24 protein-coding genes and 1 pseudogene are annotated in these 25,167 nt (G+C 69.9%); 6 read left to right on the top strand and 19 right to left on the bottom strand.

Features of this window, described 5'->3' with window-relative positions:
* Window positions 1-80: 80 nt before the first annotated feature.
* From RAMLITH_RS11035 to RAMLITH_RS11050, 4 genes are all read left to right on the top strand, one after another.
* Entirely contained in the window at window positions 81-1,196 is a 1,116-nt protein-coding gene (locus RAMLITH_RS11035) for a DSD1 family PLP-dependent enzyme (RefSeq protein ID WP_168107453.1), read from the top strand.
* Between the two features lie 15 nt (window positions 1,197-1,211).
* Complete coding sequence (locus tag RAMLITH_RS11040) at window positions 1,212-2,357, top strand: DSD1 family PLP-dependent enzyme (RefSeq protein ID WP_168107454.1); 1,146 nt, start codon at window positions 1,212-1,214, stop codon at window positions 2,355-2,357.
* Between the two features lie 88 nt (window positions 2,358-2,445).
* On the top strand, window positions 2,446-3,399 hold the full coding sequence (locus RAMLITH_RS11045; protein ID WP_181956348.1) for a LysR family transcriptional regulator: 954 nt from the start codon (window positions 2,446-2,448) through the stop codon (window positions 3,397-3,399).
* Between the two features lie 98 nt (window positions 3,400-3,497).
* Window positions 3,498-4,007 (top strand): pyridoxamine 5'-phosphate oxidase family protein, encoded by a 510-nt coding sequence (locus tag RAMLITH_RS11050; RefSeq protein WP_168107455.1) that lies wholly within the window; start codon window positions 3,498-3,500, stop codon window positions 4,005-4,007.
* A 33-nt stretch (window positions 4,008-4,040) separates the two neighbouring features.
* On the opposite strand, the gene RAMLITH_RS11055 is transcribed toward RAMLITH_RS11050, so the two are convergent.
* From RAMLITH_RS11055 to RAMLITH_RS11065, 3 genes are read right to left on the bottom strand one after another with little or no spacing between them, the layout of a single operon-like run.
* Window positions 4,041-4,613, bottom strand: coding sequence for a DUF1439 domain-containing protein (locus tag RAMLITH_RS11055; protein WP_168107456.1), 573 nt, complete (start codon window positions 4,611-4,613; stop codon window positions 4,041-4,043).
* A 31-nt stretch (window positions 4,614-4,644) separates the two neighbouring features.
* Window positions 4,645-6,189 carry a class I adenylate-forming enzyme family protein gene (locus RAMLITH_RS11060; protein WP_168107457.1) on the bottom strand — a complete coding sequence of 515 codons (1,545 nt, stop codon included), beginning with the start codon at window positions 6,187-6,189 and terminating at the stop codon, window positions 4,645-4,647.
* A complete protein-coding gene (locus RAMLITH_RS11065) occupies window positions 6,186-6,515 on the bottom strand; it encodes a GNAT family N-acetyltransferase (protein ID WP_168107458.1) in 330 nt (109 codons plus the stop codon). The genes RAMLITH_RS11060 and RAMLITH_RS11065 overlap by 4 nt, the downstream gene beginning before the upstream one ends.
* A gap of 154 nt (window positions 6,516-6,669) precedes the next feature.
* Here RAMLITH_RS11065 and RAMLITH_RS11070 point away from each other — a divergent pair, with 154 nt between their 5' ends.
* Window positions 6,670-9,375 (top strand): penicillin-binding protein 1A, encoded by a 2,706-nt coding sequence (locus RAMLITH_RS11070; RefSeq protein ID WP_168107459.1) that lies wholly within the window; start codon window positions 6,670-6,672, stop codon window positions 9,373-9,375.
* A 286-nt stretch (window positions 9,376-9,661) separates the two neighbouring features.
* On the opposite strand, the gene RAMLITH_RS11075 is transcribed toward RAMLITH_RS11070, so the two are convergent.
* The 7 genes and pseudogenes from RAMLITH_RS11075 to RAMLITH_RS11105 form a co-directional block, all read right to left on the bottom strand.
* Window positions 9,662-10,951, bottom strand: a complete 1,290-nt coding sequence (locus RAMLITH_RS11075) for an RNA polymerase sigma factor (RefSeq protein ID WP_168107460.1) — start codon at window positions 10,949-10,951, stop codon at window positions 9,662-9,664.
* A gap of 6 nt (window positions 10,952-10,957) precedes the next feature.
* The gene (locus RAMLITH_RS25745) at window positions 10,958-11,365 is read right to left on the bottom strand and encodes a VOC family protein (RefSeq protein WP_168107738.1); all 408 of its coding nucleotides are present in this window, start codon (window positions 11,363-11,365) and stop codon (window positions 10,958-10,960) included.
* Between the two features lie 33 nt (window positions 11,366-11,398).
* Window positions 11,399-11,830: pseudogene (locus RAMLITH_RS25750) on the bottom strand (SRPBCC family protein); the annotation flags it as partial.
* A gap of 5 nt (window positions 11,831-11,835) precedes the next feature.
* Window positions 11,836-12,267 (bottom strand): YciI family protein, encoded by a 432-nt coding sequence (locus RAMLITH_RS11090; RefSeq protein WP_168107461.1) that lies wholly within the window; start codon window positions 12,265-12,267, stop codon window positions 11,836-11,838.
* A 95-nt stretch (window positions 12,268-12,362) separates the two neighbouring features.
* On the bottom strand, window positions 12,363-12,716 hold the full coding sequence (locus RAMLITH_RS11095) for a YciI family protein (protein WP_168107462.1): 354 nt from the start codon (window positions 12,714-12,716) through the stop codon (window positions 12,363-12,365).
* 3 nt (window positions 12,717-12,719) lie between these two features.
* Complete coding sequence (locus RAMLITH_RS11100) at window positions 12,720-13,547, bottom strand: SDR family oxidoreductase (RefSeq protein ID WP_168107463.1); 828 nt, start codon at window positions 13,545-13,547, stop codon at window positions 12,720-12,722.
* A 64-nt stretch (window positions 13,548-13,611) separates the two neighbouring features.
* Window positions 13,612-14,508 (bottom strand): c-type cytochrome, encoded by an 897-nt coding sequence (locus RAMLITH_RS11105; RefSeq protein ID WP_168107464.1) that lies wholly within the window; start codon window positions 14,506-14,508, stop codon window positions 13,612-13,614.
* Window positions 14,509-14,565: 57 nt separating this feature from the next.
* Here RAMLITH_RS11105 and RAMLITH_RS11110 point away from each other — a divergent pair, with 57 nt between their 5' ends.
* Entirely contained in the window at window positions 14,566-15,327 is a 762-nt protein-coding gene (locus tag RAMLITH_RS11110; protein WP_168107465.1) for a TetR/AcrR family transcriptional regulator, read from the top strand.
* Between the two features lie 43 nt (window positions 15,328-15,370).
* Here RAMLITH_RS11110 and RAMLITH_RS11115 read toward each other — a convergent pair whose 3' ends face one another.
* From RAMLITH_RS11115 to RAMLITH_RS11155, 9 genes are all read right to left on the bottom strand, one after another.
* On the bottom strand, window positions 15,371-16,138 hold the full coding sequence (locus RAMLITH_RS11115; RefSeq protein ID WP_168107466.1) for an enoyl-CoA hydratase: 768 nt from the start codon (window positions 16,136-16,138) through the stop codon (window positions 15,371-15,373).
* Complete coding sequence (locus RAMLITH_RS11120; RefSeq protein ID WP_168107467.1) at window positions 16,135-16,737, bottom strand: 2-hydroxychromene-2-carboxylate isomerase; 603 nt, start codon at window positions 16,735-16,737, stop codon at window positions 16,135-16,137. The genes RAMLITH_RS11115 and RAMLITH_RS11120 overlap by 4 nt, the downstream gene beginning before the upstream one ends.
* 12 nt (window positions 16,738-16,749) lie before the next feature.
* A complete protein-coding gene (locus RAMLITH_RS11125) occupies window positions 16,750-17,490 on the bottom strand; it encodes an SDR family oxidoreductase (protein ID WP_168107468.1) in 741 nt (246 codons plus the stop codon).
* A gap of 3 nt (window positions 17,491-17,493) precedes the next feature.
* Window positions 17,494-18,309 carry an acyl-CoA thioesterase gene (locus RAMLITH_RS11130; protein WP_168107469.1) on the bottom strand — a complete coding sequence of 272 codons (816 nt, stop codon included), beginning with the start codon at window positions 18,307-18,309 and terminating at the stop codon, window positions 17,494-17,496.
* Window positions 18,306-19,175 carry an alpha/beta hydrolase family protein gene (locus RAMLITH_RS11135; RefSeq protein ID WP_168107470.1) on the bottom strand — a complete coding sequence of 290 codons (870 nt, stop codon included), beginning with the start codon at window positions 19,173-19,175 and terminating at the stop codon, window positions 18,306-18,308. The genes RAMLITH_RS11130 and RAMLITH_RS11135 overlap by 4 nt, the downstream gene beginning before the upstream one ends.
* Before the next feature lie 62 nt (window positions 19,176-19,237).
* On the bottom strand, window positions 19,238-20,443 hold the full coding sequence (locus RAMLITH_RS11140) for an acetyl-CoA C-acyltransferase (RefSeq protein ID WP_168107471.1): 1,206 nt from the start codon (window positions 20,441-20,443) through the stop codon (window positions 19,238-19,240).
* Between the two features lie 15 nt (window positions 20,444-20,458).
* Window positions 20,459-20,854, bottom strand: a complete 396-nt coding sequence (locus tag RAMLITH_RS11145) for an endonuclease domain-containing protein (protein ID WP_168107472.1) — start codon at window positions 20,852-20,854, stop codon at window positions 20,459-20,461.
* A 47-nt stretch (window positions 20,855-20,901) separates the two neighbouring features.
* Entirely contained in the window at window positions 20,902-23,301 is a 2,400-nt protein-coding gene (locus RAMLITH_RS11150; protein WP_168107473.1) for a 3-hydroxyacyl-CoA dehydrogenase/enoyl-CoA hydratase family protein, read from the bottom strand.
* Window positions 23,302-23,367: 66 nt separating this feature from the next.
* Window positions 23,368-25,164, bottom strand: a complete 1,797-nt coding sequence (locus RAMLITH_RS11155) for an acyl-CoA dehydrogenase C-terminal domain-containing protein (protein WP_168107474.1) — start codon at window positions 25,162-25,164, stop codon at window positions 23,368-23,370.
* Between the last annotated feature and the right edge of the window lie 3 nt (window positions 25,165-25,167).

Below are 25,167 nucleotides of genomic sequence, written 5' to 3' on the forward strand. Positions count from 1 at the left end.
GCCGCCATTCCATGCCCAAAGACATCTTGTGATGACAGGATGGTCAGTTCCGGGCGCCAACTTCGATCGAGCCACCAGCCATGAGCCCCTGGAAAGCCGCCCGCGTGGGCGATCCTCTCTCCGCCGTCGACACGCCCGCCCTGGTGCTGGACCTCGACGCGTTCGAGCGCAACCTGCAGCGCCTCGCCACAGCCGTGGCCGGCACCAAGGTGCGGCTGCGCCCGCACGCCAAGAGCCACAAGTGCCCCGAGATCGCCAGGCGCCAGGTGGCGCTGGGCGCCGTGGGCATCTGCTGCCAGAAGGTCGGCGAGGCGGCCGTCTTCGTCGAGGCCGGCATCGCGGACGTGCTGGTCACCAACGAGGTGGTCGGCGACGCGAAACTGCGGCAGCTGGCGGCACTGGCGCGGCGCGCCCGCATCGGCGTGCTGGCCGACCATCCGCAGCAGGTGCAGGCGCTCGCGGCGGCGGCCAAGGCGCAGGACGCCAGCCTCGACGTGTACGTGGAGGTCGACGTGGGCGCCAACCGCTGCGGCGTACCGCCGGGCGAGCCGGCAGCGCAACTCGCGCGCCAGATCGCGTCCAGCGCGGGGTTGCGCTTCGCCGGGCTGCAGTGCTACCACGGGCCGGCCCAGCACATGCGCACGCCGCAGTCCCGCGCCGACGCCATCGCCGGCGCCTGCGAGGCGGTCCGGGCCAGCGTCCGCGCCTGCGAGGCGGCGGGCCTGCGCGTGGAGCGAGTCACCGGCGCGGGCACCGGCAGCTTCGTGAACGAACTCGCCAGCGGCGTCTTCGACGAACTGCAGGCCGGCTCGTACGTCTTCATGGACCGTGACTACGGCGACAACCAGCTCGGCGCCGGCGACATCGCCTTCGAACATGCCCTGTTCGTGCGCGCCATGGTCATGAGCCGGCCCACCGCCGACCGGGCCGTGGTCGACGCCGGCCTCAAGGCCTCGAGCGTCGACAGCGGCATGCCGACCGTGTGGCAGCGTCCGGAGCTGCGCTACGCCAAGGCCTCCGACGAGCACGGCGTCATCGCCACCCCGTCGCAGGAGGCGCTCGCCCTCGGCGACGCCGTGCTGCTGGTGCCAGGCCATTGCGACCCGACCGTCAATCTCTATGACGAACTGATCTGCTTCCGCGGCGACACCGTCGAAGCCGTGTGGCCGATCGCCGCGCGCGGCGCGCTGCTGTAACTCCTTCCCAATTCGATGCCAGATCTTTCCCTCGCCCAGTTCGAAACCCCGGCCCTGCTGCTCGACGAGCAGCGCATGGAGCGCAACATGGAGCGGATGCGCTCGCACCTGCAGCGCCTGGGCGTGTCGTTCCGCCCCCATGTGAAGACCAGCAAGTCGATCGACGTCACGCGGCGGCTGCTGCCCCAGGGCCCGGGGCCGATCACCGTGTCGACGCTGCACGAAGCCGACTTCTTCGCCGGCCACGGCTTCACCGACATCCTGTACGCGGTGTGCATCGCGCCCAACAAGCTGGCGCACGCCGCCGCGCTGCAGGACCGCGGCGTGCGGCTGACGCTGATCCTCGACAACATGGAGACCGCCCGCGTCCTGGCCGCCGAGCGCGAGCGCAGCGGCCGCGTCTGGCCGGTGCTGATCGAGATCGACTCGGACGGCCACCGCTCCGGAATCGAGCCCGGCGCGGCGGAACTGCTGGAACTCGGCCGCTTCCTGGAAGCCGCGGGCATCCCGGTCCACGGCGTGCTGACCCATGCCGGCAGTTCCTACGACTGCGCCTCCACCGAGGCGATCCGGGCGATGGCGCGCCAGGAACGCGACGCCGTCGTGCATGCCGCGGACCGGCTGCGCGCGGCGGGCAGCGCCTGCCCCGTGGTCAGCGTCGGCTCCACGCCGACGGCCACCTTCGCCGACGACCTGACCGGCGTGACCGAAGTGCGGGCCGGCGTGTTCGTCTTCTTCGACCTGGTGATGGCCGGCATCAACGTCTGCCGGGTCGAGGACATCGCCCTGTCGGTGCTGGGCACCGTGATCGGGCATCGCGCCGACAAGGGCTGGACGCTGGTCGATGCCGGCTGGATGGCCATGTCGCGCGACCGCGGCACTTCGGGCCAGGCGGTGGACCAGGGTTACGGCCTTGTATGCGACCTGGACGGCCGGCCGATAGCCGACCTCATCATGGTCGGCGCCAACCAGGAGCACGGCATCATCGCGCACCGCAGCGGCCGCATCGAAGGCGCGCTGCACCTGCCGGTGGGCACCCAGGTGCGGATCCTGCCCAATCACGCCTGTTCGACGGCGGCCCAGTACCAGCAGTACCTCGTCGTCGGCGCCGGCGGGACCGTCACCGCCACCTGGCCGCGCTTCAACGGCTGGTCGGCGTGATCGCCGCCGCCGGCCGTGTTGACGGCCGAGCCCGGTCGGCTATGCTCCATGGAGTATCCCGCGCCGCCTGACGCGGCCGGGTGCGCCCATGGTGCACGACATCACCGACCTGCGCTTCTTCGTGACGATCACGGAGAGCGGCTCCCTGGCAGAGGCCGCCCGCCGGCTTGACGTCACTCCTTCGGCCGTGTCGCAGCGGCTGCGGCACCTGGAGGCCAGGCTGGGCATGGCGCTGGCCCACCGCAGCACCCGCCGTTTCGTGCTGACCGAGGAAGGCCTGTTGTTCCGCGATGGGGTCGCCGCCGTCCTGGGCGACCTGGACCGGCTGGTCGAGAACCTGCGCGAGCGCTCCGGCGAGGTGGCCGGCACCTTGAACATCGGCGGGTCGCTCGGGTTCGGCCGCCGCTACCTGGCGCCGGCGATCGCCGACTTCCACGCCCGGCATCCGCAGCTGAAGGTAGCGCTCACGCTCAGCGATGCGCTCACGGCGACCGAGGCCGGCCGCTTCGACATGATCGTGCACATCGGCAGCCTGGCCGACTCCAGCATGGTCGCTTACCCGGTGGCGCCGAACAACCGCTTCATCTGCGCGGCGCCGGCCTACCTCGAACGGCGTCCCGCCCCGCGCGATCCCAAGGAGCTCGCCGTCCACGACTGCATCGTCCTGCGCGAAAACAACGAGGACGTAACGCTGTGGCGCTTCCACCAGCGGCGCCAGGAGGTGGCGGTGCGCGTGCCGGCCATCCTCAGCAGCAACGACGGAGACGTCGTCAAGCAGTGGGCGCTGGCCGGCAAGGGACTGTTCGTGCGCTCGGAGTGGGACGTCGCGGACCTGCTCGCCACCGGCCAGCTGGTGCGGGTGCTGCCGGAATGGAGCCTGCCCAACGCCGACGTGGTGGCGCTCGCCAGTGCGCGCGGGGCGATGTCCAGGCGGGCAACGCTGTTCCTCGCCTTCCTGCAGGCGCGCTTCCAGCCGGCGCCGCCGTGGCGGCTGGATCTGCCGAAGAAAGGCAGGGGCCAGGGGCCAGGGGCCAGGGGCTAGGTTAGGGAGCGCAGCAGCCCTCGCGTGTCGGCGTGGACTCACAGCCGGCATGGCGGTTTGCCGACAACGTCGCCGCCCTGCTCTGCCAGCATGCCCCCATGAAACCCAAGACCGACCACGAACTGCTGTGGAACATGATCAAGGACATCCGTTTCGGGATGCTCACGCATCGCCATGCCGACGGGACGCTCCACTCGCACCCGCTCATCACCCAGGACAAGTCGCTGGGCGACGACGGGCTGCTGCACTTCTTCGTGTCGCGCCAGACCGAGCTGGGCCAGCGCCTGCGGCTGGACGGCAACGTCAACATCGCGTACGTCGATCCGTCGAAGGACGTCTACGTGTCGCTGGCGGCGCATGCCACCGTCAAGGAAGACGCGGCGCTCAAGAAGCGGTTGTTCAACGCGCTGGACAAGGCCTGGTTTCCGGGCGGGGTGGACGACCCGAACCTCGAGCTGGTCCAGGTGCAGATCCGCCATGCCGAGTACTGGAACGCGAAGGAAAGCAAGCTGACCCAGTTGCTCAAGATCGCGACCGCGGCGGCGATGCACCAGCAGGCCCACGTCGGCGAACACCGCGAGCTGCACGTGGGCGAGCGGCAGCCCTGACGGCTCCCGAGCCAGCGGCCGGGCGCCCCGGGCTCACTCCGAAACCGAAGCCGGCTTGTTCACGAACCCGATCACCAACCCGGCCTGGGTCACGGTGATGTCACCCGGCTGCAGGCCCATGGCCTCCGCCAGCGCCAGGTCGCGCGGCTGCAGCCGGTGCAACACGACTTCCAGCAATGCCTGCGCGGCCAGGTCGCTCGTGGCCTGCTGCAGCAGCGCGGCGGCCTGCCCGCCGAGCCCGGGCACGGTCAGCGACTGCACGCGCAGCGCGTGCGCTCGGATCGTGCGGTCGGCCGGCTCGTAGCGCAGGCCGAAGTCCAGCCCCAGTTCGCCGGCGTAGCTGCGGCGCAGCGCCGGCCCCGCGACCTGCACCGGCAGGTCGCTTGCAACGCGGTTCGCCTCGGGCAGCAGCCGCAGGCGTGGCACCGCCACTACGACATCGAACAGGCCGGCGACCGGGTAGCGCAAGGGAAAGCGCTCCTGCAGCGACTGCTCCAGCTGCCGCAGCGAAACCCGGTACGACGGACCCGCCGCGAGCGGGCGGCCGGCCGCGACCACGCCGAAGGCGATGCCGGCGAGGACGGCGAGTGATGTTCTGCGGTGCACCGCGGTTGGAGCCGGGCCGCTGCGCCGAGTTCTACCCGTTTGCGGCGTACCGCTCGCGCAGTTCGCGCTTGAGGACCTTGCCGATGTCGCTGCGCGGCAGCTCGGCGATGTAGCGCACGTCGGCCACGCGCTGGGTCTTGCCCAGCTGCCCGTTGGCCCACGCTCGCAATTCGCCCTCCGGCGGCGCGCCCGGCCCCGGCACGACGAAGGCCACGGGCGTCTCGCCCCATTCGGCTGACGGCACGCCGACCACCGCCGCGTCGACGACGCCGGGATGCCGGCGCAGCACGGCCTCGAGGTCGCTCGGATAGATGTTGAAGCCGCCCGAGATCACCAGGTCCTTGCGCCGGTCCATCAGCGTGAGGAAGCCGTCCTCGTCGAAACGGCCGACGTCGCCGGTGCGGATGAAGCGGTTGCCGTCGGCGTCGTACCACTCGGCACCGCGAGTGAGCTGCGGCTGGTTGTTGTACGCGGTCATCATCGACGGCGATCGCCCCACCACTTCGCCCACCGCGCCGCGCGGCAGCTCGCGCTCGTTCTCGTCGATCACGCGGATGTCGTGGCCTTCGGGCGGCTTGCCCACCGTGTGCAGCTTGTCCGGGTGGTTGTGCGCCTCCAGGATGCAGGTGCCGCCACCTTCGGTCATGCCGTAGAACTCGATCAGCCCGCCCGGCCAGCGCTCGAGGATGTCGGTCTTCAGGTCGGCATGGAACGGGGCGCTGGTGCAGAACTTCAGCCGGAACGACGACAGGTCGTAGCGGTCGAAATCCGGCAGCGCCATGATCCGCCGGTACTGCACCGGCACCAGCATGGTGTGGGTGGCGCGCTCCTTCTGCGCGATGGCGAGCCAGGTCGCCGCGTCGAACCTGGGCGGGCACAGCACCACGCAGCCGCCTTGCGCGACTGTCGGGAAGAAAGTCACCAGCGTGGTGTTGGAGCACAGCGAGGTGGCGAGGATGGTCACCGAATCAGGACCGTAACCGTAGGCCTGCGCCCGCGCGACGTGGGCCCAGCGCATCGCGTGCGGCTGCACGATGCCCTTGGGCGTGCCGGTCGTGCCCGACGAATAGATGATGTTGAACGGCCACTCGGGCTGCACCGTCACCGGCAGCGGCCGCGCGCCCGCGGGCAGCAGCCACTGCTCCAGCGACGGCGCCGCCGACCCGTCCATCGCGATGCGCTGCACCGCGCCGTCCAGGACCGGCACGCCGGAGTCCACGAAGAAATGCCGCGCGCCGCTGTCCGCCAGCATCCCGGCCAGCTGCGCCGGCTGCGACCCGGTCGGCAGCGGCGCCACGGCGGCGCCGGCGCGCAGGCCGCCAATGAAGATCGCCGCGTACTCGATGGAGTTGGCGCCGCAGATCGCGATGCGCTCGCGCGGCAGCACGCCGTCGCGCTGCAGCGACGCGGCGATTCGGTCGGCGAGGCGGTCGAGCTCGCCCCAGGTGAGGCTGCGGTCGCCTTGCACCAGCGCGCGCTGGTCCGGCCGCGCCGCCGCATGCTCGCGCACCAGGTCGGCGATCGCGCGGAACGGCGGCGCCGCCGTCACCGCGTCGGACTCGAGAACCGCACTCATGCCGCTGCTCCGCCGTGCTGCGGATCGACCAGGTCCCGCATCCGGGGATGGCGCTGGATGTACTTCGCGATGTACGAACAGCTCGGCACCACCCTGGCGCCCTGGCGCCGGACGTCCTCCAGCGCGAACTCGGCCAGCCGTCCCGCGAGCCCGCGGCCTTCGAACCGGGGCAGCACTTCGGTGTGCACCAGCGCCACGCTGTCACCCTGCGCACGGTACTCCACGAAGCCGGCCAGCTCGCCGGCGACGGCGATCTCGTAGCGCTGGCGGCCGCCCTGCTTGCTGATCGAAACGTCCTCGTTCTCGTTGCCCACGAACTGCTCCATCAGGAAAAAGACGCACCTTACCGCAAGGGCCGGCGGCGCTGTCGGCGGCCGGCTCGGCAGTGGCGCGGCCCCGTCTTTGCCGGCTTGCCGCCGCCGTCCTACAGCCGTGGGCGGCGGTGCAGTCCTACATTGTGGCGTCCACACCATGCACTCCATGAAACAGGCCCTGTCCCGCCTCGCCGCATTCCTCGTAGCCTTCGGTTACCGGGTGGGCGGCGCGCTCCGGCGGCATCCCTGGCGCGCGGCGGCCGTGCTGCCGCTCCTGCCGCTGCTGTACGTGCTGGCGCTGGTGCCTTTCACGCCCGGCATCGGCGACATCCGCAAGGCCAGGACCCAGCAGCCGGCCGTGGTGCTCACGGCCGACGGCAAGGAGCTGGCCGTGTTCCGCCGCGTCAATCGGGAATGGGTGGAGCTGCGCGAGATCGCGCCGCACGTCGTGAAGGCCCTGCTGGCCACAGAGGATCACCGCTTCTACCAGCACCACGGCATCGACCTCAGGCGTACGCTGGCCGCCGCGGCCAGCACCCTGGCGGGCGACCGCGAAGGCGGCTCCACCATCACCCAGCAGCTCGCGCGCAACCTCTACCCGGAGGAGATCGGCCGCGCGCCCACGATCACGCGCAAGGTCAAGGAGGCGATCACGGCGCTGAAGATCGAGTCCGCGTACAGCAAGGACGAGATCCTGGAGAGCTACCTCAACACGGTGCCGTTCCTGTACAACGCGCACGGCATCGAGATGGCCGCGCGCACCTACTTCGACAAGCCGGCCCGGCAGCTGGACGTGCTGGAGGGCGCGACGCTGGTCGGCATGCTCAAGGGAACCAGCCACTACAACCCGGTGCTCAATCCCGAACGGTCGCTGCAGCGGCGCAACATCGTGCTGGCCCAGATGGCCAGGCATGGGCAGTTGACGCCCGGGCAGCTCGAGGGGCTCAGGAAGCAGCCGCTGAAGGTCGATTTCGAACGCCAGGAAGACGATCCCGGGCCGGCGCCGCACCTGGCCCAGCAACTGCGGCGGTGGCTCATCGACTGGTCCGACCGCAACGGCTACGACATGCACGCCGACGGCCTGGTGGTGCACACCACGATCGACTCGCGCCTGCAGCAGATGGCGCTGGAGGCGGTGGAGCGCCAGGGCGACAGGTTGCAGGCGACCGCCAGCGCGGCCTGGAAGCCGACCGCCAACCGCGCCTTGCTGCAGGCGTTCCTGCGCGAGACGCGCCAGTTCAAGGAGCAGCGCGAGGGCGGTGCAAGCGAGGAGCAGGCGCTGAAGAAACTGGAGGCGGACGGCGAACTGGTGCGCAAGGTCTGGGCGGACAAGACGCGGCTGCAGGCCGGCTTCATGGCGCTCGACCCGGCGAGCGGCCACGTCAAGGCCTGGGTCGGCAGCCGAGACTTCAGGCAGGACCAGTTCGACCACGTGGACCAGGCGCGGCGTCAGCCGGGCTCCACGTTCAAGCCCTTCGTCTACGGTGCCGCCTTCGAGGACGGGATCAGTCCCGACGAACTCTTGATGGATGCGCCGGTCGAGATCCGGATCGACGCGCGCACCGTCTGGAAGCCGACCGACATCGACGGCTCCAGCGGGCAGCCGATGAGCGTGCGGGACGGCCTGGTGCAGTCGAAGAACACGATCACCGCGCAGGTGATGCAGCGGGTCGGCCCGTCGCGCATCGCCCAGGTGGCCCGCGCGATGGGCGTGCGCCACAGCAAGCTGGACGCGGTGCCGTCGCTGGCGCTTGGCACCAGCCCGGTCACGCTGAAGGAAATGGTGGCGTCGTACGGCACCATCGTGAACAGCGGCAGCTACGTCGAGCCGCTGGTGGTCACGCGGATCGAGCGCGCCGGCCAGGGCGTGGTCGCGGAGTTCCGGCCGCGCGCCGCCGAGCAGGGGCTCTCGACGCACGCCGCGCAGACCTTGCTGGACGTCATGCGCGGCGTGGTCGACCGGGGCACCGGCGTCGGCATCCGCAGCCGCTTCGGCCTCAAGGGCGACCTGGCGGGCAAGACCGGGACCACGCAGGACTACACCGACGGCTGGTTCATCCTGATGCACCCGCAACTGGTGAGCGGCGCGTGGGTCGGGTTCAACGACAACCGGATCACCATGCGCGAATCGTGGGGCCAGGGATCGCGCAACGCCTTGAACATCGTCGGCGACTTCGCGCAGCAGTCGCAGAAGGCCAGGTTCCTCGATGCGAAGGCGGCGTTCGCGGCACCGCGCCAGCCGCCGCAGGCCTTCGACGGCTCGCTGTTCGGCCGGGTCAACGAGTGGCTGGGCGGCGTCTTCCCCGGCCAGCAGGTCCAGGAGGCGCAGCCGCTGCCGCCCTTGCCGCCACAGGAGCAGGTGGTGCAACCGGGGGTGATCCTGGAGCCGGCGCCCGCCAGCCCGGTGGCGACGATCCCGTCCCCCGCCGCCGGGGCCGAGCCGGTCGAGCGGCCGCCGACGGTGATCATGTCGGGCCCGCCCGCGCAGCGCGGCGCCGAATTCCAGTGGCAGGTCGCGCCGCCGCGCAGCAGCGAGCCGGCGCCGCTTCCGCGAGGCAGCGAACCGGCGGCCTTGCCGCCGGGTGCGTCCGAGTCCCGCCGCACGCCGGGAGCCGAGCGCGGCAGCCTGGGACCGCCCGCCGCCGTGATCCTGCCGGCGGAGCCTGCCCGCCCCGGCACCGACCGCCCGGCCGCCGTCATCATCCAGCGACCGGACGGGGGCAGCGAGCGGCGCGGGCCGCCGGTGGTCGAATTCACGCCGCAAGCCGCGCGCGAGCGGCCCGCGGTGCGCATCGAAACCGCGCCGGACGCACCGCCGTCATCGGCCAGCCCGGCCTGGACCGATGGCAGCACCGGTCTCGGCCAGAACTAGTGCCCTGTCCCACAAATATCTGTACTCTCGTTCGGATGGATGCGGGGATGATCGGTGGTTGGCCAGAGCGGGTCCAGACTGGACGTCTGGACCCGCTTTGGACGGCCGCCGAGCGCCCCGCAGGCGCCGAACCCTCCGGGCTGGCTCGTAGCGGGCCGCATGCCGCGTTACGGTCACCGGCCAATACGTCAAGTATTGGCCGGCGCCCGCGCCTTGCCTGCGGCCCGCTACGAACCAGCGAGAGCACAGATATTTGTGGGACAGGACACTAGCACGCAGCGCGGGTTCAAGCTGCATCGGCCGCGCCGCCATCGAGCGCGCGCGCGCGCTGGAGCAGGAACGCGCGCTCGCGCTCGTTGCCCGCCAGGGCGGCCGCCCGCTCGAATTCGGCCCTGGCCTCGCCGGGGCGTCCGAGCCGCGCCAGCAGGTCGCCGCGCACGCTGGGCAGCCACTGGTAGGCGCGCAGCGCCGGGTCCTCATTCAGTGCATCGACCATCGCCAGCGCCACGGCCGGCCCTTGCGCCATGCACACGGCCACGGCGCGATTGAGTTCCACGACCGGCGACGGCGCCACGCGCGCCAGTTCGCCGTACAGGTCGCAGATCCGCTGCCAGTCGGTTTCGGCGGCCGTGCGCGCGCGGGCGTGGCAGGCCGCGATGGCGGCCTGCAGCGCGTACGGTCCGGCGCCGCCACCGAGGCCCTGCGCCCGCGCCAGCGCCGCCTGCCCGCGGCGGATCAGGAGCTGGTCCCAGCGCGAGCGGTCCTGGTCGAGCAGCAGGACGGGCCGGCCGGCGCCGTCCTGCCGCGCCGACGCACGGGAGGCCTGCAGCTCCATCAGCGCCACGAGGCCATGGACCTCGGGCTCGGCCGGGGCCAGTTCCGCCAGGATCCGGCCCAGGCGCAGCGCCTCGTCGCACAGCTGCGGGCGCATCCAGTCGGCACCGGCCGTCGCGGTGTATCCCTCGTTGAAGACCAGGTAGACCGCCTCCAGCACGGATGCGAGGCGCGGCGCTAGTTGCTCGCCGCGCGGCAACTCGAACGGCACCTGCGCCTCGCGCAAGGTGCGCTTGGCCCGCACGATGCGCTGCGCGATGGTCGGCTCCGGCAGCAGGTAGGCCCGCGCGATCTCGTGGGTCGTCAGGCCGGCCAGCAGCTTCAGGGAGAGCGCGACCCGCGCATCGCTCGACAGCACCGGGTGGCACGCCGTGAACATCAGCCGCAGCAGGTCGTCGCCGATGTCGTCCGCGCGCACGGCGTCGAGTTCGTCGACGAAGTCGGGCACGAGGTGCGCTTCCCGTGCCTGCAGGTCGGAGGCGACCTGCTCCAGCCCGGCGGCGTGGCTGCCGCGCCGCCGCAGTTCATCCAGCGCGCGGTTCTTCGCCGTGCGCATCAGCCACGCCGCCGCGTTGTCGGGGATGCCTTGGCGCGGCCAGTGCTCCAGCGCAGCCACCAGCGCATCCTGCGCCAATTCCTCGGCGACACCGACGTCGCGCACCAGGCGGGCGACGGCGGCGACGATCCGCGCGCATTCGATGCGCCAGACGGCGGCGATGGCCTGGTGCGTCGCCGAATGCATCGGCGCTTACTGCGGCGGCACCGCGGCGGCGTCCATGTACGAGAGCTCCCACATGTGGCCGTCGAGGTCGGTGAATCCGTGCCCGTACATGAAGCCGTGGTCTTGCGTGGGCATCGGCGCCGTGCCCCCGGCGGCGACCGCCTTGCGCACCAGGTCGTCGACTTCCTCGCGGCTGGCGCAGGAAAGGCAGACCAGCACCTCGGTGCTCCTGGCGGCGTCGGCCACTGGCTTGTTGGTAAAGGTGCCAAAGAAGCTTTCCACCAACAGCATCACGAAGATGTTGTCGGCGACCACCATGCAGGCGCCTTGCTCGTTGCTGAACTGCGGGTTGAAGGAAAAGCCCAGCGCCGCGAAGAACGCCTTGCTGCGCTCCATGTCGCGGATCGGGAGGTTGACGTAGATCTGGCGGTTCATGGCTTGTCCCTGCGGCCTGGCGAGTTCCGCCTCGAGCCGGTCGAAAAGTTCCTCGTTGCACCGGATGGCGTAGCGGGCCGTCTCGTAGCGCTCGGCCACGCTGTCGAACACCATGCGCCAGCCCAGCGCCGTCGCGCCGCCGCGCTCCTCGAGCGTGATCGTCAGCATGAAGTGGTGGACGCTGCCCAGGTGCTCCAGCACGACGCGCGACGGCGCCTCGATCTCGCGAAAGACGCTGTGGTTCGGCCAGTCGGTGCCGTCGGGCCCGTGCATCACGAACTTCCAGGTGCCGCCGGGCCGGAACTCGAAGATCTCGAACGTGTTGCGAAATCCTGCCGGCCCCCACCAGCGGGCCAGCCGCCCGGGATCCGCGAGGCACGCGAAGATGGCCTCGGGCGGCGCAGCGATCACGCGCTGGCTGACGAGCTCGCGGCCGGCCTGTTCGGTGGACGTGGATGTATCCATGGCGCTCACCGCAGGTCCAGCTTGCGGAACTGCTCGACGGCATCGAGCGGCCCCGCGATCGCTTCGATGTCTTCCAGCTCGTACAGCTGGCGCACCTCGATCTCGCAGGTGCCACGGCCGGGCATGGGGTTGGGAAAACGCCTGGACCACTCCAGCGCTTCCTCGCGCGAGCGGCACTCGATCAGCGTGTAGCCGGCGATCAGCTCCTTGCTTTCGGCGAACGGGCCGTCGATGACTTTCGGCGCACCGGTGCCATAGCGGATACGCCAGCCTTTCGAACTCGGCTGCAGGCCGGACGCGTCGAGCAGGACGCCGGCCCTGGCCAACTCGTCGTGATAGTCGGCCATGGACTGGAACAATTGCTGCTTGGCTTCGCCTTCGGGGAACCAGGCTGCCTCGGTGTCGGGCGTGGCCCGGACCATGATCATGAAACGCATGTGGTGCTCCTTCCTGTGGAGCGGCACCGCGCCGCCCCTGCTCACACGACGAACGAGGAGAGGCGAAATCGACAGGATTCCGACTGGGACAAACCCTAGGTAAAGCAAGGACCGGTCTCGCGCACCTCGACCGTTGCCCACTCCGCCGCCGGGCAGAGTGCGGCGATCGCCACCGCTTCCTCGCGCGTGGCGCAGTCGAGCAGGAAGAAGCCGCCGACCATCTCCTTCGCCTCGGCGAATGGCCCGTCCACGACCTGCGCGCGGCCACCGCTCACCTTGACCCGCGCGGCGCCGTCCTGCGAACCGAGCGATTCCACGGCGCGCAGCACGCCGCGCGCCTGCAAGTCGGCGGCAAAGCGCACCATGCGGTCGTAGACGGCTTCGCCTTCGGCACGCGTGCGCTGCTGGCGCTGGCCGACGGGTTCCTGGATCAGGAGCAGGAAGGGCATGGCTCAGTCGACGAAAAAGTCCGGGATGAACCGTTTCGTTCCCGGCTTTACCGAGTACCGCTCGAGGTCGCTGACGCCGTGGGCGGCCAGCACTTCGTCGTCGATGTAGAAGTTGCCGCTGGCGGGCTCGTCGGCCGTGAGGATGAAGTACGCGGCGTCGGCCAGGATGTCCGGCTTGCGGCACAGGTCAAGGTCGACGCCAGGGATCATCTGCAGCGCCGCTGTCGCGATCGCCGTGCGCGGCCACAGGCTGTTGACGGCGATGCCGTACTTCGCGAATTCGCCCGAGTGGCCCAGCGTGCACATGCTCATGCCGTATTTCGCCATGGTGTAGGCGGTGTGCGGGGCGAACCAGTGCTGCTTCATCGACAGCGGCGGCGACATGGTGAGCACCTGCGGCCGGCGCCCGGCCCGTGCCGACTTCTTCAGTTCCGGCAGGCAGGCCTGGGTGCAGAGGTAGGTGCCGCGAGCGTTGATCCCGTTCATCAGGTCGTAGCGCTTCATCGGCGTGTGCTCGGTGTCGGTGAGGCTGATGGCGCTGGCGTTGTTCACCAGGACGTCGATGCCGCCGAAGGTCTCGACGGCCTTGGCCACCGCCGCCAGCACCGCTTCTTCGTCGCGTATGTCGACCGCCAGCGGCAATGCCTGGCCGCCGGCCGCGCGGATCTCCTCGGCCGCCGTGTAGATGGTGCCGGGCAGCTTGGGATTGGGATCGGTCGTCTTGGCCGCGATGACGACGTTGGCGCCGTCGGCGGCGGCCTTCCGGCCGATCGCCAGCCCGATGCCGCGCGAGGCGCCGGTGATCAAGAGGGTCTTGCCGCGCAGGTCCATGCCGTCCTCCGTTGCCCCCGCGACGGCGGGAGCCCAGTGTCACGCATTCTGCACGCGGCGCGCCTCAGCCTTGCGGCTTCGGCGGCAGGCTGCGCAGGTACAGGTGCAGCGCGCGCACGTCGGTCTCGCTCATCGCGCGCAGCGACTCGAAGGGCATCACCTTCACCGCCGAGCCGTCGGGCCGTTGACCGGTGCGGAACAGCCGCAGCAAGGCGCCGGCGTCGCCGTACCTGACCATCGCCGTGCCCGAGCCTGGCGTGAGGTTGGGCGCCGCCGGCCAGTCCGGTGGCCCGCCGGGGATGCGGCCGCCGGCGAGCTGCGGGCCGTGGCAGCCCAGGCACATGTTGGCGACGTAGGCGCCGTGCGCGACGTTCACCCCTTCGGCCACCGGCTGCGAAGGTGCCAGGCCGTGGTCGATCTTCGCGGCGGCGTCACCGATGGCGCCGAAGCCGTAGAGTACGCGCGCCGGCAGCGGCAGCTGCACGACCGCCGGCTCGCCCGCCACTGCCGGCAGCGACCGGACGTAGGCGACGAGCGCTGCGAGGTCGGCGTCGGTGAACCGGTTGTAGTCCTCGCTGGGCATGATCATCAGCGGCCGGCCGCCCGGCGCGATGCCGTGCCGGATCGCGCGCACCCAGTCCTCCGGCTGGTAACTGCCGACGACGGACCCGGGACCGGTCGTGATGTTGGGCCCGCGGATGTGCAGGCTCTTGCCGTCGTTGACGAAGGACCGGCCCGCGCCGTTGGCGCCGTGGCAGTCCGCGCAGCCGCGCGAGGAGAACAGGTAGCGCCCGCGCTCCAGCGCGGCACCGTCGGCGGCGTACGCCACCGGCCGCACTTCCACCGCCACCTTGCGCTGCATGCGCCGCTCGCCCAGCTGCAGTCCGGCGACCACCACGGCGCCGGCCAGCACCACCAGGGCGGCCACGATGCCGCCCGCCACCTTCCACCACCTGTTCATGGCGTCGCTCCCTTTATAAATTGATATATTGACCAAATCTGGACGTATAATCCAGAAATGGATTCTGCCTCCACTTTCTGGCCGGCGTCAATGCCGCCCCTGCCGCCGGCGCTGGCGGCGGCCTTCCTGCGGGCGACGAGCGGCGGTCCCAAGCGCGAGCGCACGCAGGCGCTGCTGTTGCATGCGGCGGTGTCCGTGATCTGCGAGCGCGGCCTGCAGGCCGGCACCATGCAGCAGGTGGCGCAGGCCGCCGGCGTCACGACCGCCACGCTCTACAACCACTTCGCCACCAAGGAGGCACTGGTCGAGCGGCTGGCCGCCACCCTGGCGCAGACCGTCTGCCGCGCGATCAACGACAGCTACGGGCACGTCACCGACGCCGCCGAGCGCATGGCTATCGGCCAGCGGCGCTACGTCGGGCTGGCGGCCGAAAGCCCGGCGTGGGTACTGCTGCTGCTCGACGTGATGAACGCCTCGCCGGCCGTGCTACGGGAGATCGAACAGTACCCGCTGGCGGACCTGCGCCTGGGGGTCAAGCAGAAGAAGTTCAAGGTGACTAGCGAGGCGATCGCGATGGACGCCATCAGCGGCGTCTGCAGCAATGCCATGCGACGGGTGGCGACGGGCCAGGCGCCGGCGAAACATGACGTCGCCTGCGCCGCGACCGTGCTGCGGGCTCTTGGCGTGCCGTCCCAGGAGGCGGCGGAAGTGGCGGTCCGGCCGCTGCCGCCGCTACGGTTCGAGGACGAATTGGCGCCGGCGCCCGCCAGCCGCAGGACGCCGCCGAAGGCGACGCGCCGCCCTGCGGCCTCTGTGTAAGCTTTGCGGCTTCTGCGTTCGGCTGCCGGGTTCCCTGCCAGGGCTAGAACTTCGAGAAGTCCGGCTTGCGCTTCTCCATGAACGCCCCGAACGCTTCCTTCGCCGCCGGCGCCGCCAGCAACTGCCCGAACGTCTCGCCTTCGATGGCGATCTGCTCCAGCACCCGTTGCTGCTGTCCCTGCTTCATCAGCCGCTTGGTCGCCATCAGCGAGCTGAGCGGCTTGTGCGCCAGCTTCTGCGCCACGGCCTGTGCATAGGCGTTCGCCTCGGTCGGCGGCAGCACGCGGTTCACCAGCCCGACTTCGAGCGCCGCCTCGGCCATGAACGGCTCACCCAGCAGCAGCGCCTCCGCGGCGCGGTGGTAACCCAGCATCCGGGGCACCAGCAGGCTGGACGCCGCCTCGGGACACAGGCCCAGGTTGACGAACGGCATCGAGAACGCCGCGTTGTCGCCGGCGTACACCAGGTCGCAGTGGAACAGCATGGTGGTGCCCACGCCGACGGCCGGCCCGCACACCGCCGCCACCAAGGGCTTGGGGAAGGTGGCCAGCGTTCGCAGGAAGCGGAACACCGGGGACTCCATGGTCGCCGGCGGGTTGTTCAGGAAGTCACCGATGTCGTTGCCGGCGGAAAACACCGTCTCGTGGCCCTGGAAGACGACGACGCGCACCGCCTCGTCGGCCTGCGCCGCGGCGAGCGCCTCGGCCATCGCCCCGTACATCGCCGCGGTGATCGAGTTCTTGCGATCCAGGCGGTTCAGCGTGACGGTCGTGATGCCGCGCTCGGTGTGGGAGAGGATGTCATTGCTCATGGTGTATCAGCTTCCAGTGCTTCCTTGACGAAATCGAGCCGGTCCTGGCCCCAGTACATCTCACCGTCCACGAAGAAGGTCGGCGCGCCGAACACGCCGCGCGCCACGGCCTCCTGCGTGTCGTCCTTGAGCCGCTGCTTGACTTCGGGGTCGCCCGCCAGCGCGAGCAGCGCGTCCGGGTCGAAGCCGGCCCGCTGCAGCACGCCGGCCACCACCGCCGGGTCGTTCATGTCGAGCCCGTCGGCCCAGATCGCGCGATACATGGCGTCGAGATACGGCAGGAACCGTTGCGGCTCGCGCACCTGCAGTCCGGTCGCCATGCGCATCAGCGTCAGGGTGTTGATCGGGAAGTGCGGATTCCTGCGGAACGGAATGTCGTGCCGGCGCGCAAAACGCTGCAGGTCGGTGAAGATGTAGGCGCCCTTGGCCGGCACGTTCACCGGCGACTGGTTACCGGTGGCCTGGAACACGCCGCCCAGCAGCATGGGCCGCCAGTGCAGCGTGGCGCCCGCGGCTGCGCACAGCGCCGGCAGCCGCCGGAACGCAAGATAGGCAGCCGGGCTGCCCAGGTCGAAGAAGAACTCCACGGTCCTGCCCATGGCCACCTCCGTTCAGAATTTCTCGATCCAGGGCCGCAGGTCCAGCTCGTGCGTCCAGGCGTCGCGCGGCTGGCGGTGCAGCATCCAGTAGGTCTCGGCGACGTGTTCTGGATCGACGATCCCGTCCCGGTCGCGCAAGGCGTACCGTTCGGGGAAATTGTCGCGGATGAAGGCCGTGTCGATCGCGGCATCGACGATCAGGTGCGCCACGTGAATGCCGCGCGGGGCCAGTTCGCGCGCCATGCTCTGCGCCAGCGCGCGCAACGCGTGCTTCGCGCCGGCGAAGGCGGCGAAGTTGGCGCCGCCGCGCAGCGACGAGGTCGCGCCGGTGAAGATGATGGTGCCCTTGTGGCCTTCGCCGGGCCGCGCCACCATGCGGCGCGCCACTTCGCGGCCGCACAGGAAGCCGGCGAAGCAGCCCATCTCCCACAGCTTGAAGTAGCGGCGCGCCGTCTCGTCCAGGATGCTGCTGGGCGAATTGGCGCCGATGTTGAACACCAGCACCTCGATGGGACCGACGGTCGATTCGATCCGCTCCACCAGCGCGACGACTTCCTCTTCCTTCCTGGCGTCGGAAGCGAAGCCATGTGCGACGCCGCCTTCCGCGCGGATGGCGTCGATCAGCGGCTGCAGCTTGTCCATGGTGCGCCGGGTGGCACAGACGGCGTAGCCGCCGCGCGCGAAGCGGCGCGCCACGGCGCCGCCGGTGGCGTCGCCGGCGCCGATCACCAGGGCCACGGGAGGACGGCTCATGGACTATTCCTTGTAGTAGACGATCTGGTGGCTGGTCGCCAGCAGGTCGCCGGCCTCGTTCCACAACTGCGCGGTCTGGTCGAAGTAGCCGTCGCGAAAGCCATGGGCATGCGCCTGCCCCAGCAGGTGGCCGCTGCCGGTGCGCGCCAGTTGGGCCCCGCCCGCGTGGAAATAGACGGTCATGGAGACGGTGCCGATCGGCGTGCGCGTGGCGCGGCGCCGCCAGATGCGCGGAAAGAACACGTCGGCCAGCGCGGTGAGCGACGCGAAGTCGAGCGGCCGCGGCGGCTCGTCGCGCAGCCACAGGCAGGTGCGGCTGTCTTCGGAATGCGTGCCGTCCCAGGCCGGCGGATAAGCGCCCTCGACGAAGCGCATCTCGTAGCGGTTGATCCACTCCACCTTGCCGCGGGCCAGCGGCCGCGGCACGGCGGGCGGCGGCGGCACGGCGGGCATCGCCAGCTCGGTCGCGCCCCAGGTGTCGCGCCGGACGGCCGTGACGGCGGTCGCCGTCGCCACCGTCTGGTCGCCCTGGCGCAGCTCGGCGATCCAGTGCTGCGTGGAGCGGTTGGTGCGGGCCGGCCGCGCCAGCGCCAGGAACGGTCCGTCGGCCACCGGCGCCGCGAAGTTGACGGTGTACGCCACCGGCTCGCCGAGGCGCTGCGGGTGCTGCAGCACGGCGTTGAGCGCCTGGGCCGCGGTGATGCCGCCGAAGGGGCCGATCATGTTGGCGTAGGCCGGGCTGGTGTGGCCGTGCCACGCGCCCTCGCCTTCGGGCCGCAGCGCGATGGCCGCGTCGAAAGGATGCTGGTTCTCGTTCATGCTGGACGCATTGTGGCCAATCCGGCGAGCCACTGCGCGAGCCGCGGCCACAGGTCGGCCTCGCGCTCGCGCCGGAAGGCGCCGAAATGGCCAAGCCGGCCGATGCCCAGCTGGCGCGGCGCGATCCGCTCCACGGCGCTGGGCGCGTTCTCGTACAGCGCGACGAGGCTGCGGATTCCCGGCAGGGTCATCAATTCGTCGTCGTCGACCGACAGCGCGTGCACCGGAAACCGCACGCTCGCATAGCGCCGGCGCACGGCCGCGCCTTCCGCGCCGACGCTGTAGCGCGGGCTCAGGCACCAGCGGCGCCATTGCAGCACGACGCCGGACGGCAGGTTGCCGACGACGCCCAGCCGTCGGCCCGGGAAGTAGCCGCACAGTCTTGTCGCCAGCGGCACCAGCACGAACCAGAAGAGGAGGACCACCCGCCGCAACCGCGGCGCGTTCTGGCGCCAGTAGCCGCTGCCGGCGGCCACGCTGAGCAGGCCGCTCACCTTGTGCTGGTTGCGCAGCAACCCGGGCAACTGCGCGCCGAGGCTGTGGCCGAGGAGGTACAGCGGCGCTTGCGGCAGGGCCGCGTGCGCCTGGTCGATCACGGCCGCGTAATCGGCGGTCCAGTCGAACAGGTCCGCCCGGAAGCCGCGCAGCGAGCCACCCGGCGGCGCCGACCGCCCGCTGCCACGGTAATCGAAGGTGGTCACGCGCCAGCCCTGGCCCGACAGCCACTGCGCGAACGGCGCATAGAAGTCCTGCACCACGCCCATCGCGCCGCCGATCACCACGTTGCCCCGCGCCGCGACGGCCGGCTCGTACACGCAGGCCGCGAGCGGCGGGCCGCCCGGTGCGTGGATGACCTCCAGGTTCATGTGTCTCCTTGTCGCTCCCTCTGCGGGGAGTGTCTCGCGGCCGCGGCGGGCGGCAGCGCGTGTCAGACCCGCTCGAAAATCCCGGCCGCGCCCTGCCCCATGCCCACGCACATGGTCACCATGCCGTACTTCAGGTTCTTGCGGCGCAGCGCGTGCACCACCGTCGCGGCGCGGATCGCGCCGGTGGCGCCCAGCGGATGCCCCAGCGCGATGGCGCCGCCCATCGGGTTCACCTTGGCCGCGTCCAGGCCCAGCGTATCGATCACGGCCAGCGACTGCGCGGCGAACGCTTCGTTCAGCTCGACCCAGTCGATGTCGTCCTGCCTGAGGCCGGCATGGCGCAGCGCCGCGGGAATGGCCTCGATCGGCCCGATGCCCATGATGTGCGGCGGCACGCCGCGGGCCGCGAAACTGACGAAGCGGGCCAGCGGTTGCAGGCCGAAGCGCTTGACGGCTGCCTCGCTGGCCAGGACCAGGGCCCCGGCGCCATCGGAAGTCTGCGAGCTGTTGCCGGCGGTGACCGTGCCGCGTGCCGCGAACACCGTCTTCAATTTGCCCAGGCCCTCCACCGTGGTGTCTGGCCGCGCGCCTTCGTCGAGATTCACGGTCCTGGTGGAGACTGCAACCTGCGCGGACTCGAGGTCCACCGACCGCTCGGCCACCTCCACCGGCGTGATCTCGTCCGAGAACTCGCCGGCCTTCATCGCCGCCAGCGCCTTCATGTGCGAGCGGTAGGCGAACTCGTCCTGGGCCTCGCGGCTCACCTTCCACTGGCGCGCCACCTTCTCCGCGGTGAGCCCCATGCCGTAGGCGATGCCGTAGCTCTCGAGGTCCTGCGGATTGGAGAAGATCGCCGGCGACAGCGACGGCGAATTGCCCATCATCGGCACCATGCTCATGCTCTCGGTGCCGGCGGCGATCATCACGTCGGCCTCGCCGACGCGGATGCGGTCGGCGGCCATCTGCACCGCGGACAGCCCGGACGCGCAGAAGCGGTTGACGGTGATGCCGCCGACGCTCTTGGGCAGGCCGGCCAGCACCGCGCCGATGCGTGCGACGTTGAGCCCCTGCTGCGCCTCGGGGATCGCGCAGCCGCAGATCACGTCTTCGACTGCTTGCGGATCGAGGCCCGGCACCTGGGCCAGCGCCGAGCGCAGCACGGTGGCGAGCAGGTCGTCTGGCCGCGTGTGGCGGAAGTAACCGCGGTGGGACCGCCCGATGGGCGTGCGGGTGGCGGCGACGATGTAGGCGTCTTGGATCTGTTTCATCGGAAGCTCCATGTATTACTCCTTCCCCCTCTGGGGGAAGGCTGGGATGGGGGCACCGCCCGCCAGCACCTTCAGTTGTTCAAGAATCGCGGCGCGCACGCCTTCGAGGTTCGTCAGGGGAGCATCCGTCGGAAACCGCAGGACGATGAACCCGTTCTCACGCAGGAACCGGTCCCTGCGGACGTCGTATGCCGCCTGCTCAAGATGCTGGCTGCCGTCCAGTTCGACCACGAGCTTCGGATCGAGGCACGCAAAGTCCGCGATGAAGTTCCCGATGGGATGTTGCCGCCGGAACTTGACGCCAAGCTGTTCACGGCGCAGCCCAAACCAGAGCGCTCGCTCCGAATCGGTCATGCCCGCCCGCAAGGAGCGCGCATGTCGCTGTGCTGTCGGCGTCGATTGATGTTGCATGTGCCCCCACCCCAACCCTCCCCCAGAGGGGGAGGGAGAAAGGCAGTTCAATTCCGCAACGGCTTCCCCGTCGACAGCATCGCCATGATCCGGTCCTGCGTCTTCGGATGCGTGACCAGTTCGCAGAACGCCTTGCGCTCCAGCGCCATCAGGTACTCCTCCGTCACCAGCGTCCCGCCGTCGACGTCGCCGCCCGTCAGCACGTTGGCGATCAGCGACGCGATGTGGAAATCGTGCTGGCTGATGAAGCCGCCGTCGCGCATGTTCACCAGCTGGCCCTGGATCGTCGCCTTGCCATTGCGGCCCGCGACGGCGAACTGCCGTCTGTGCGGCGGCCGCCAGCCGGCGGTGAACATCGCCTTGGCTTCCTCGATCGCGACGTACAGCAGTTCGTCCTTGTTCGGCACGATGACGTCGTCGTCCAGCAGGTAGCCGAGCTTGCGCGATTCCAGCGCGCTGGTGCCGACCTTTGCCATTGCCGCGGCGGTGAAGCCTTCGGTGAGGAACGGCAGCAGGTCCTTGTGCGTGGTGCGGGCCTGCTGTTCGGCGGCGCGGCGGGCGATGTAGGTCAGGCCGCCGGCGCCGGGCACCAAGCCGACGCCGACTTCGACCAGGCCGATGTAGCTTTCCATCGCGGCGACGCGCTTCGACGCGTGCACCGCGATCTCGCAGCCGCCGCCCAGGGCCATGCCGCGGATCGCGGCGATCACCGGCACGTTGGCATAACGCATGCGCAACATCGTCTGCTGCAGGAACTGCTCGGCATCGTCGATGGCGCTCACGCCCACCGCGATGAAGGCCGGCATCAGCGCCTGCAGGTCGGCGCCGACGCTGAACGGATCGTCCCCCGACCAGATCACCAGCCCCTGGTACTTCTGCTCGGCCAATTCGATGCCCTGCTGCAGGCCCTCGGCGACTTCGGGGCTGATCGCATGCATCTTGCTCTTGATGCTGGCGATCAGCACCTCGTCGTCCAGCGTCCACAGGCGGATGCCGTCGTCCTCGTGGACCGTCGTGCCGGCGGTCTTGAAGCTCGCGGCCTTCGTTCCCGAAACGTTCTCGGGAAACAGCTGCCGGGCATGCACCGGCAGCAACCGGCGCGGCTCGAACTTGCCCGTCGTCGGATTGAACGAACCCTCCGGCGTGTGCACGCCGCCCGCCTCGGCCACCGGGCCCTTGAACACCCACTCGGGCAGCGGCGCGTTCGACAGCGCCTTGCCGGCGGCTATGTCTTCCTGGATCCACTGCGCGACCTGCAGCCAGCCGGCCTCCTGCCAGGCTTCGAACGGACCCTGCTTCATGCCGAAGCCCCAGCGCAGCGCGAAGTCGACGTCGCGCGCCGTTTCGGCGATGGTCGAAAGATGCACGGCGGCGTAGTGGAAGCTGTTGCGCAGAATCGCCCACAGGAACTGGCCTTGCGCCCCTTTCGACTCGCGCAGCAGCTTCAGCCGCTCCGCGGGCGGACGCTGCAGCATTCGCGCATAGACCTCGTCGCCCTTCTCGCCGGCCGGCACGTAGTCGCCCGACTCGAGTTCGAACCGGTACACCTCGCGCCCGACCTTCCTGTAGAAGCCGGCCTTGGTCTTCTGGCCCAGATTGCCCTTCTCCAGCAGCACCTTCAGCACTTCGGGGGTGGCGAAACTCGGGTAGAACGGATCGGTTTCGGCCGAGAGCGTGTCCTGCAGCGTCTTGATCACGTGGGCCATGGTGTCCAGGCCCACGATGTCCGCCGTGCGGAAGGTGCCGGAGCTCGCGCGCCCCATCTTCTTGCCCGTCAGGTCGTCGACGACGTCGTAGGTGAGCCCGAACTTCTCCACCTCGCGCATGGTCGACAACATGCCGGCAATGCCGACCCGGTTGGCGATGAAGTTGGGCGTGTCCTTGGCGCGGACGACGCCCTTGCCCAGCGCGCTGGTGACGAAGGACTCGAGGTCGTCCAGGATGCGGGCGTCGGTCGACGGCGTGCCGATCAGCTCCACCAGGTACATGTACCGCGGCGGATTGAAGAAGTGGATGCCGCAGAAGCGCGGCTTGAGCGCCTCGGGCAAGGCCTCGCTCAGCTTCGTGATCGACAGGCCGGAGGTATTGGACGCGAGGATCGCGTGCGGCGCCACGAAGGGCGCGATCTTCTTGTAGAGATCCAGCTTCCAGTCCATGCGCTCGGCGATGGCCTCGATGACGAGGTCGCACTCGCGCAGCTGCTCCAGGTGCTCGTCGTAGTTCGCCTGGCCGATCAGCACGGCGTCGTCCGCGACGCCCAGCGGCGAAGGCTTGAGCTTCTTCAGGCCATCGACGGCCTTGGAAACCACTCCGTTCTTCGGCCCTTCCTTGGCCGCCAGGTCGAACAGCAGCACCGGCACCTTCACGTTCACGAGATGGGCGGCGATCTGCGCGCCCATGACGCCGGCGCCGAGCACGGCGACCTTCCTCACCGGGAATCGGTTCATCGCTGTCCCCTTTGCGCCGGCCGTGGCCGGGCGCGCTTCAAGTTCCTGGTACATGCCAATTCCTCGTCAGGCCAGCGCGAGGTCGGTATCCATCAGCGGCTTGGCGCCGGCGCGCGCCGTGCGCATCAGCATCGCCGTCTCCGGGAACAGCTTGGCGAAGTAGAAGCGCGCCGTCTGCAGCTTGGCCTGGTAGAACGGGTCGGTGTTGCCGGCAGCGATCTCGCGCAGCGCCACCTGCGCCATGCGCGCCCAGAAGTACCCGTGCACCAGGTGCCCGGCGACGCGCAGGTAGTCCACCGCCGCCGCGCCGACTTCGTCCGGGTTCTGGAAGCCGCGGAACCCGATCTCGGTGGTGAACTTGGTCATCTGCTCGCCGAGATAGGCGACCGGGTTGACGAACTCCGCCATGTCCTCGTTGACGCCTTCTTCCTGCACCAGCTGCGCGACGAGCTTGCCGAACTTCTTCAGCGTGGCGCCGTTGTTGCCCAGGATCTTGCGGCCCAGCAGGTCCAGCGACTGGATCGTATTGGTGCCTTCGTAGATCATGTTGATGCGGTTGTCGCGCGCGAACTGCTCCATGCCCCACTCGTGGATGTAGCCATGGCCGCCGAACACCTGCAGGCAGGCGTTGGTCGCGATGTGGCCGTTGTCGGTCGTGAACGCCTTCACGATCGGCGTCAGCAGCGACAGCAGTTCGTCGCTGTCCTTGCGCACCTTCTCGTCGGGGTGGAAGTGCGACTTGTCCAGCAGCACCGAGCAGAACACCAGCAGCGCCCGGCCGCCTTCGGCGTACGCCTTGGCCGTGAGCAGCATCTTGCGCACGTCGGGGTGCACGATGATCGGGTCGGCCGGCTTGTCCTTGGCCTTGGTGCCGGAGAGCGAGCGCATCTGCAGGCGCTCCTTGGCGTAGGCCAGCGCGTTCTGGTACGCCACTTCGGTCAGGCCCAGCGACTGGTTGCCCACGCCCAGGCGCGCCGCGTTCATCATCACGAACATCGCCTGCATGCCCTTGTTCGGCTGGCCCACCATCCAGCCGGCCGCGCCGTCCAGGTTGATCTGCGCCGTCGCGTTGCCGTGGATGCCCATCTTGTGCTCCAGGCCGCCGCAGAACACCGGGTTGCGCTCGCCGAGCGTGCCATCGGCCTTCACCAGGAACTTCGGCACGATGAACAGGCTGATTCCCTTGATGCCGGGGGGCGCGTCGGGCAGGCGCGCCAGCACCAGGTGCACGATGTTCTCGGCCATGTCGTGCTCGCCGGCGCTGATGAAGATCTTGTTGCCGGTGATCCGGTAGCTGCCGTCGGCCTGCGGTTCCGCCTTGGTACGCATCAGGCCGAGGTCGGTGCCGCAGTGCGCTTCGGTCAGACACATGGTGCCGGTCCACTCGCCGCTGGTCATCTTCGGCAGCCAGGTCTTCTGCTGCTCCGGCGTGCCGTGCGTCGCCAGCGCCGCGTACGCGCCGTGCGTCAGGCCGGGGTACATGGTCCACGCCTGGTTGGCGCTGTTCATCATTTCGTAGAAGCACTGGTTCACCACCAGCGGGAGGCCCTGGCCGCCGAACTCCGGGTCGCAGGACAGCGCGGGCCAGCCCGCTTCGACGAACTTCGCGTAAGCCTCCTTGAATCCGGCGGGCGTGGTCACCTCGTGCGTCGCCGGGTCCAGCTTGCAGCCTTCGACGTCGCCCGCCGCGTTCAGCGGGAAGGTCACTTCCGCGGCGAACTTGCCGGCTTCCTCGAGGATCGCGTTGATGGTGTCGGCGTCGGCCTCCGCGTATCGCGGAATCGCCTTGAATTCGTCGGTGACCTTGAACACTTCGTGCATGACGAATTGCATGTCGCGCAAGGGCGGCGTATAGGTGGGCATGTG

The organism is Ramlibacter lithotrophicus (assembly GCF_012184415.1).
In the GTDB taxonomy this organism is placed as follows: Bacteria; Pseudomonadota; Gammaproteobacteria; order Burkholderiales; family Burkholderiaceae_C; genus Ramlibacter; species Ramlibacter lithotrophicus.